Annotated in this window: 8 protein-coding genes and 2 pseudogenes; all 10 read right to left on the bottom strand. The window is 43.8% G+C overall.

The features are described 5' to 3' along the window. Positions 1 to 15: 15 nt before the first annotated feature. A complete protein-coding gene (locus BTU61_RS04530; protein WP_200772508.1) occupies positions 16 to 918 on the bottom strand; it encodes a carbohydrate kinase family protein in 903 nt (300 codons plus the stop codon). Between the two features lie 91 nt (positions 919 to 1,009). Next, positions 1,010 to 1,762 (bottom strand): SDR family oxidoreductase, encoded by a 753-nt coding sequence (locus tag BTU61_RS04525; protein WP_200772507.1) that lies wholly within the window; start codon positions 1,760 to 1,762, stop codon positions 1,010 to 1,012. 1 nt (position 1,763) lies between these two features. After that, the gene (locus BTU61_RS04520) at positions 1,764 to 2,597 is read right to left on the bottom strand and encodes an energy-coupling factor transporter transmembrane component T family protein (protein ID WP_200772506.1); all 834 of its coding nucleotides are present in this window, start codon (positions 2,595 to 2,597) and stop codon (positions 1,764 to 1,766) included. Then, positions 2,569 to 3,390, bottom strand: a pseudogene (locus tag BTU61_RS10375) (energy-coupling factor ABC transporter ATP-binding protein); the annotation flags it as partial. The pseudogene BTU61_RS10375 and the gene BTU61_RS04520, both read right to left, overlap by 29 nt. 30 nt (positions 3,391 to 3,420) lie before the next feature. Next, a pseudogene (locus BTU61_RS10370) lies at positions 3,421 to 4,272 on the bottom strand (ATP-binding cassette domain-containing protein); the annotation flags it as partial. After that, complete coding sequence (locus tag BTU61_RS04510) at positions 4,273 to 5,046, bottom strand: nucleoside phosphorylase (protein WP_200772504.1); 774 nt, start codon at positions 5,044 to 5,046, stop codon at positions 4,273 to 4,275. Between the two features lie 134 nt (positions 5,047 to 5,180). Continuing rightward, on the bottom strand, positions 5,181 to 6,164 hold the full coding sequence (gene trhO, locus BTU61_RS04505; RefSeq protein ID WP_200772503.1) for an oxygen-dependent tRNA uridine(34) hydroxylase TrhO: 984 nt from the start codon (positions 6,162 to 6,164) through the stop codon (positions 5,181 to 5,183). Between the two features lie 150 nt (positions 6,165 to 6,314). Then, complete coding sequence (locus BTU61_RS04500; protein WP_200772502.1) at positions 6,315 to 6,806, bottom strand: DUF6773 family protein; 492 nt, start codon at positions 6,804 to 6,806, stop codon at positions 6,315 to 6,317. Positions 6,807 to 6,816: 10 nt separating this feature from the next. Then, complete coding sequence (locus BTU61_RS04495) at positions 6,817 to 7,299, bottom strand: DUF6773 family protein (RefSeq protein ID WP_200772501.1); 483 nt, start codon at positions 7,297 to 7,299, stop codon at positions 6,817 to 6,819. Between the two features lie 28 nt (positions 7,300 to 7,327). Further along, positions 7,328 to 7,522 carry a helix-turn-helix transcriptional regulator gene (locus BTU61_RS04490; RefSeq protein WP_200772512.1) on the bottom strand — a complete coding sequence of 65 codons (195 nt, stop codon included), beginning with the start codon at positions 7,520 to 7,522 and terminating at the stop codon, positions 7,328 to 7,330. Positions 7,523 to 7,705: the final 183 nt, after the last annotated feature.

Genomic DNA, 7,705 nt, shown 5'->3' with positions numbered 1-7,705 from the left:
TGTCCCACTCTCTTTTTAGTTTTGTGCCAGTTCTGCTCTTAGTGCTTGGTACTGTTCCTGAGTGAGGTGAACGCCCTTGGTTGCGACAATTTGGCTGGAGACTTTATTGGCAAAGCTGAGGGCTTCTTCGATTTCTAACCCTCTTAAGCGCGCTGCCAGAAAGCCTCCTACATGGCTATCGCCAGCACCAACTGTATCCACGACTTGTGCAGGCTGACCCGCGGCTTGGTACCAGGTGCCATCATAGGCAATCGCTCCTTTTTCACCTAAGGTCACAATGACCAACTGACCCGTTCGTTGGTGCAATTTCTCAGCAGCCTTTCGAGTATCATCACAGCCAGAAAAGGCAAGGGCTTCTGCTTCATTGACGTGCAGGATCGGATGAAGATCATAGATCGCTTCCAGTCGGTCTGTCGGAATTAGGAGTCCTCTTGGCCCAGGGGCAAAAATGACCTGTCCCTGGCATTGAGAAACCGACTCTACCAACGCAAGACCGGTTGGTTCTTCCACTTCTAGACCACACAAGTATATATAATCAAACCGTTCGGTTGCGATCTCTTTGAGCCATTCTGCCTGGAAGCTATACTCCACACCATGATCCGATAAGAAAGTCCGTTCGCCGTCTGACTCTACAAAGCAGTAGCAACAACCATTTGGACCAGCTAATGAGATTGAGGAAGTAATGCCCAATTCTTTTAAGTGACTCTTTACAAAATCTCCGTAAATACCCGAACCAACGGGTGAGATAAACTCATAGTCTTGGGACAAAAAATGCAAGATATTAACAACATTAAAGGCACACCCTCCGACAGACCATTGCTGATGATCAATATGGGCATCGCCTTCTCGACTAGGTAGACGGTCTAAATAGACCATGACATCACAAACAGTGGAACCAATGACTAAAGCGCTTGACATCTCATTCTCCTTACTTTGCCATCTATTATACCAAAAAATTAGACAAACATAAAAAATCAACCAACACGGCAGGTATTGGTTGAAATGAGCGTTAGTCGCGATAAACAGGTTGAGTGCCAAATGTTTGTGAAACCGGCATGATCTCGATGCGATTCACATTGACGTGCTTGGGTTGTTGGAGCAACCAAGAAACTGTATTTGCAATGTCTTCAGGCTGAATGGCATGTGCATCCTGATAGAGGGATTCCACCCGTTTTTCATCTCCTTTAAAACGGACGAGAGAGAATTCTGTCCCTTCACAAAGACCGGGTTCAATATTGCTGACACGAATCTTCTTCCCTGCCAAATCTGCCCGAAGATTGAGGGAGAATTGTTTGACAAAAGCCTTGGATGCCCCGTAGATATTGGCACCTGGATAGGGAACTGTCCCTGCTGTAGAGCCCATATTGATGATATAGCCATCATTTCGCTCCACCATCTGAGGTAAGATTCGTCGTGTCAAATAGGCTAAGCCAACGATATTGGTCTGAATCATGGTCAACCAGTCTGCCATCTCTGCTTCCTGGGCTGGAGCAAGACCTAACGCAAGTCCAGCATTGTTGATCAAAACGTCAATCTGAGACCAATCTGCTGGTAAACTAGCAAGTGCATGATCTACCTGAGAAAGATCTGTCACATCCATTTGAAGGGGGTAAAAGGACTCTCCAAGCTCCCCTTGTAACTTCTGTAATTTCTGGATACGTCTGGCTGCTCCAATGACGCGGTGTCCATCTGCAACTAAACGACGGCAGATCGCTTGACCGAAACCAGCCGAAGCACCTGTGACTAAAATTGTTTCTGACATGTCATGACCTCCATGGATTGTAAAAACGTCCCTGATTAAGAACAATCAGGATAATACTTAAAACCAGTACAGCTATGGCTGATAGAATCATCCCATAATCTTTCCCTTTCATGGCTTGGTAAGAATACCACGTGCGCTTTTTATTTTTTCCAAAGCGACGTAATTCCATGGCCGTAGAAATGCTGTCAATCCGCTCGAGTGAGCTAAAAATTAAGGGAGAGATGATTTGCAAATTGCCTTTAATTCGCTGGATCAGTTTGGCCTTTTTGGACAACTCCACCCCTCTGGCTTCCTGAGACAATTTAATCGTTTGATATTCTTCCTGTACGTCAGGAATGTAACGCAGCGTCAAGCTGACAGAATAGGCAATCTTGTAGGATACGCCAATTTGGTTGAGGCTTGAAGCAAACTGACTGGGATGGGTCGTCATCAAAAAAATCAAAGCAAGAGGTATGGTACAGACATACTTAAGAGCGAGATTAAAAAGATAAAAGAGCTCCTGTGAGGTGATACTATAAGATCCCCAGCCCTTCATCAGTACCGTTTTTGCCCCGTAGATCTCGACACCATACTGAGGAGCAAAGAGATAGACCATAAGCACATTTAGAAAAGCAAAAACAAGAGCAAATCCAAGCACAAAAGAAATATCCCGAAAGCGAATGTGGGCAGTAGAGAACAAGGCCAAGGCACCCAGACCAATTCCCAGAAGGAGCCTGGTATCATAACTCAACATGGCCGCAAGAGATACAAAGAGAAGAAAGAGTAACTTACTCGCACCTGAGAGGCGGTGAAGAAAACTCGTCCCCTCATGGTAGCCGACTAATCGATGATTCATGACCTTCTCCTTTCTGTTGCATATAAAATTGTGTTAAGTCCAAGGGATCCATTCCTAATCGATTGGCCAAGGCAAAAATAGATGTTTCTTTCAAATTGGCCTGTCGTAAAATATCTGGACGGGTAAATAATGCTGCAGGAGACAGGTCGGCTATGATCTGACCATCTGTCACCACTACTGCACGATCAGAATAATCCAGCATCAGTTGCATATCATGGGTAATCATGACAATGGTGTGGCCTTTTTGTTGCAAGGTATCTAGAAATTCCATGATTTCAGTGTAATTGCGCTGATCCTGACCTGCCGTTGGCTCGTCCAAGACCAAAATTTCTGGTCCTAAAACCAGTATAGAAGCGATGGTCACCCGTTTCTTTTGTCCATATGACAGAGCAGAAATCGGCCATTTACGAAACTCATAGAGGCCACAAGTCTTCAGCACTTGATAGACACGTTCTTTGATGTCTTCTTCAGCGACACCTCGCAAGCGCAAGCCTAAAGCCACCTCGTCAAAAATCATGTTGGTTGAAATCATTTGATTGGGGTTTTGCAAGACATAGCCGACTCGCTCGGCCCGTTCCTTGACACTCTCCTGCTTAATGTCTTCTCCTCTAAAGGTGTATTGTCCTTCAGTTGTAATGAAGCCACAGATGGCTTTAGCAAGAGTTGATTTCCCTGCCCCATTCTTCCCGACAATGGCTAAGCGCTGGCCCTTAGGTATACTGAGGGAAATATTTTTCAAGATCGGATGATTTTCTTGATAAGCAAAGGAAATCTGCTCCAACTTCAATAGTTCTTCTGCTTCATCAATTTTAGCAAAGGTCGCTTCTGGAATGGAATGATTCACACCGGTAAGCTCAATATCTTCCAGACGATCCAGATGCTCCAATTGATCTAAATCCTGACCGAGTTGACGAAGAGTTGTTAAATAGAGAGGTTCTCGAATCCCATTTTCACCCAACAGTGTCGTTCTCAACAACTCATCTAGTTGACCATTAAAGAGAACTTGGCCTTGATTGATCAAGATAACCCGATCGACAGGACGGTAGAGTACATCCTCTAAACGGTGTTCGATAATAATGGTGGTCGTCCCCTGTTCTTCATGAATCTGATCAATCAGATCAATAATATCCTGGCCCGACTTGGGATCTAGATTGGCCAGTGGTTCATCAAAGAGTAGAATCGGACTCTCGTCAATCAGAACTCCTGCTAAGCTCACCCGCTGTTTTTGCCCACCGGACAAATCTTGTGGCCGATGATCCAAGAGCTTCATCAAATCTAAGCGTTCTGCCCAACTCTGCACACGCTCTTTCATCGTTCCCAGCTCCACCATATCGTTTTCAAGGGCAAAAGCCAAATCTTCTGCAACACTGAGACCAATAAATTGACCATCTGTATCCTGCAAGACCGTACTGACCAAGTGAGATTTCTCATAAATACTGAGATCAAAGGCCTCTTTTCCCTGAATGAGGAATTGCCCACTACTGGTTCCTTTATAAATATTGGGAATAATCCCATTTAAGCACTGGCCAATTGTTGACTTTCCAGAACCAGATGGTCCAACAATTAGGACCTTTTCTCCCTTATAAATGGTTAAGTTGAGATTTTTCAAGGTTGGTTCAGACTGTGCCTTGTATTGGAAGGAAAAATCCTTCAGTTCAATCATTGCTTCTTTCATTTAGTTTGCCTTCTCCCATAAGAGTGCAAATTGGATAGCTAACTCCGCGATTCGATCCTTGCCGTCTAAATCCTCGTGACTGGATAAGGTTCGGATATCCCATTTTTCTTCCGAGAGGTGGTCTGCCGCGTAGAAGAAGTGGCATAGTTCAAACCCCCTAAAGGCTGCTAAAGCTGCCACGGCCGAACATTCCATATCCACACAAATAGCTCCTGCTTTCTTTCGACGCTTCATCTTGTCGATAGTTTCCCGGTAGGGAGCATCTGTCGTCCACACTTTCCCGATGGTGTGAGAAACCTGATGTTTCTCGAGGAAAGCCTGAAACAAAGGAAGCGAAGACTGGTTAACCTCTACTTCATCACTAGCTGGTAGATAGTGGTAACTGGTCCCTTCATCGCGAAGAGCAGCTGTTGGAATCATAATAGAGGTCGCCTCAATATCTTGGTCCAAAACCCCACAGGTTCCAAAGAGAACGAGCTTTTCCATCCCAAATTGAATCAGATCCTCCACAATCCCTACACAGGAAGCAGCCCCAACTGGTGCATTAAAGACAGCAATCTGTTGGTCTCCAATCCTAATCCCATAGACTAGGACTTCAAAGTTGGCCATGGAAGTTCTTGCAATGACCTCATGATCGTAGTTTTCTAGCAGGCGGGCAAATGTGACCCTTGAAAAGCAAGAGATAGCTACTTTTGGAAATCCTTCAATCGGATCGTGTAGATCTTGCGGATTGATAATCGCCTCTCGATTGGTATCAAATTCTTCTAAAATCATTTTCCCCTCCTCTTCGTCAGGACTTCTGGTTCTCTATTATACCATAAAACGGCCCATTGGAGGGTCTTTGCAAGTAAGACAAGCCCGCTTTTCGGATAAAAAAACAGCCTGAGCTTTCAGACTGTTTGTTTATTTTAAGCAGGTTCTCCATCAAGCGTCTCACCGATAACAGCCAAACGCTCAGCAACCTCTGCCTGTGACATCTTGTGTTCTTCTACATAACGATTGCGAGGGTGAACACGACATTCATGTGAGCATCCGCGAAGGTACTTGTCTTCATTTTCTTCTGAGGTCAAGATCCGACGGTTACAGAAGGGATTTCCACAGTTGACATAGCGTTCACAAGGTGTACCATCGAACCAATCTTTTCCGACCACACTTGGATCAACATGGTTGATATCAACCGCAATCCGCTCGTCAAAGACATACATCTTCCCATCCCACAGTTCTCCTTGAACTTCTGGATCTTTTCCGTAAGTTGCGATACCACCATGCAATTGACCAACATCTTTGTAGCCCTCACGCACCATCCAGCCTGAGAATTTCTCACAGCGGACTCCACCAGTACAGTAGACGACAACGCGTTTGTCCATGAATTTTTCCTTATTATCACGGACCCATTGTGGCAATTCACGGAAGTTGCGGATGTCTGGACGAATAGCTCCACGGAAGTGACCAAGATCGTACTCGTAGTCATTCCGAGTATCAAGGACAACGGTATCTTCGTCGAGAAGAGCTTCTTTAAACTCTTTTGGTGACAAGTAAGCACCTGTTGTTTCAAGAGGATTGATGTCATTATCGAAATTATCATCTTCTAAACCAAGGTGGACAATCTCTTTCTTATAACGGACAAACATCTTCTTGAAAGCTTGCTCTTCTTCCTCATCGATCTTGAACCAGAGGTCTTCCATCCCTGGAAGGCTGTGAACGTAGTCCATGTATTTTTGCGTTGTTTCGTAGTCACCAGATACGGTTCCGTTGATTCCTTCATCAGCGACTAAGATACGACCTTTAAGGCCGATTGATTTACAGAAGGCCAAGTGATCAGCTGCAAATTGTTCTGCGTTTTCGATGGGAACATATTTATAGTAAAGTAATACACGAATAGGTTTTGCCATGTCATTCTCTTTTCTAAGATTAAATTATCAGAATTTTTCATTCAACTATACCAGTATACTCTCCCAAGAAAACGAATGCAATTTATTTGACTGAAAAATAAAAGCCTGGTTTCCCAGACTTTTATACGATGAAACCAGGGTTCCAACTTCCTACTCTTCCTTTTCCAACTGATCCAGATAGGCTTCATAGCGTCTTTTCTCAACTTTTGCAAGAAGCATTACAAGGGTATTCACTCCCCATACAATTGGAAGATTCAGTAAAAAGGTAATAGGAAGTACTAGTAAGAATTTTGAATGGAAGGGATTTGCCTGATAGACAGCTTGGTTTAATTGAAAATTTTGAGCCCAGATGAACAAGGAGAGAATAGAGGTTACTGCTACAATTCCCGTCACATTTAGATAGCTATAACTGATAAATCTCACACCCAATCGTTGACAACGCACCGAATAATACAATCCTGATACGATGAGTAAGGCTACCACCATGATTGGGCTGAGCCCCACCTTAGATGTAAAAATGGATCCCACACTAAAAACAGTTAAGGCAAGGAAAAGAAAACCAGCCGTCTCCGCACCAGCCTTTTGAGCTAAGCCTTCTTCTCGTTCATCTATGATTTGTTTGTTCAGCAATTGTAATCTCATCTCTTCCTCCTTATTCTTCATCCTCTAATTCTGCCTCGATCTTCTCTTGTTTTTTCCGATTGATAAGAGCAAGTGGTTTTTCAAGCAGATCTGTCAGGATGGCAAAGACGAGAATTTCTAATAAAATTTTGACCAGATACTTGGGACTCAAGATAAAGCTCGTTGCCTCTCGCTTTCCAATCACATCCATGGCTATCATCAGCACAGCAAAGAATAGACCTGACCCAAGGCGACTTAACCAGCTATCTTTTTCTAACACATCTCGGATATCAATCCCTGAACTGATCCTTCTTAGCAGAGCATAAGCCCCCATGGCAATCAGAAGGAACATCTCAGGTAGATAAGCGACTAGATCTAAGTCTAGGATACTGGACTTCACAAAGGCAGATAGGGCAATAAAGCAGGTCATGCCAAGGACAAGTTCCCCTGCGATTTTTCCATCCAGTAGCATAGTCCGTTCATCTTTTACAATTGGTTCTTTCTTTTGTTTCATATTCTTCCTCTTTCTATTATTAAAACTGTTACTCCCAGAACAGTTGATCCAGCGTCTTATCCAAGGTCTTACAGGTGGCAAGACAGAGACTGAGGGTTGGGTTATACTTTCCCGCCTCAATCAGACCGATGGTCTGGCGCGTTACTCCAATGGCATCTGCAAGATCCCCCTGGGTCATATCATGCTCGACCCGGGCCATTTTTAATTTGAGATTTTTCGCCACAGGCTTTTCCTTTCTTATTTTTATAGCTCTATTATACACTATATTTTCTATTTTGCAATATATATCTTGCATTTTGTAAAAAATATTTTTTACAAAACAAAAAAAGAGGCTGGAAAAAAGTCCTAGCCTCTCAATTGTCTTTGGATTGTCGAGCAAGATGCAGTGGTTGAGTGGGCTCTACTA

This window comes from Streptococcus lactarius (genome assembly GCF_016642265.1).
GTDB classification, from domain to species: domain Bacteria; phylum Bacillota; class Bacilli; order Lactobacillales; family Streptococcaceae; genus Streptococcus; species Streptococcus lactarius.
Note: the sequence above shows the minus strand (reverse complement) of the source record. Positions and strands in the feature narration are given on the sequence as shown.

Excerpts from the sequence above, each read along its gene's own strand:
- BTU61_RS04525 (WP_200772507.1), bottom strand. The coding sequence starts at position 1,762 with ATGTCAGAAACAATTTTAGTCACAGGTGCTTCGGCTGGTTTCGGTCAA.
- BTU61_RS04500 (WP_200772502.1), bottom strand. The coding sequence starts at position 6,806 with ATGAGATTACAATTGCTGAACAAACAAATCATAGATGAACGAGAAGAA.
- BTU61_RS04520 (WP_200772506.1), bottom strand. The coding sequence starts at position 2,597 with ATGAATCATCGATTAGTCGGCTACCATGAGGGGACGAGTTTTCTTCAC.
- BTU61_RS04495 (WP_200772501.1), bottom strand. The coding sequence starts at position 7,299 with ATGAAACAAAAGAAAGAACCAATTGTAAAAGATGAACGGACTATGCTA.
- trhO (WP_200772503.1), bottom strand. The coding sequence starts at position 6,164 with ATGGCAAAACCTATTCGTGTATTACTTTACTATAAATATGTTCCCATC.
- BTU61_RS04530 (WP_200772508.1), bottom strand. The coding sequence starts at position 918 with ATGTCAAGCGCTTTAGTCATTGGTTCCACTGTTTGTGATGTCATGGTC.
- BTU61_RS04510 (WP_200772504.1), bottom strand. The coding sequence starts at position 5,046 with ATGATTTTAGAAGAATTTGATACCAATCGAGAGGCGATTATCAATCCG.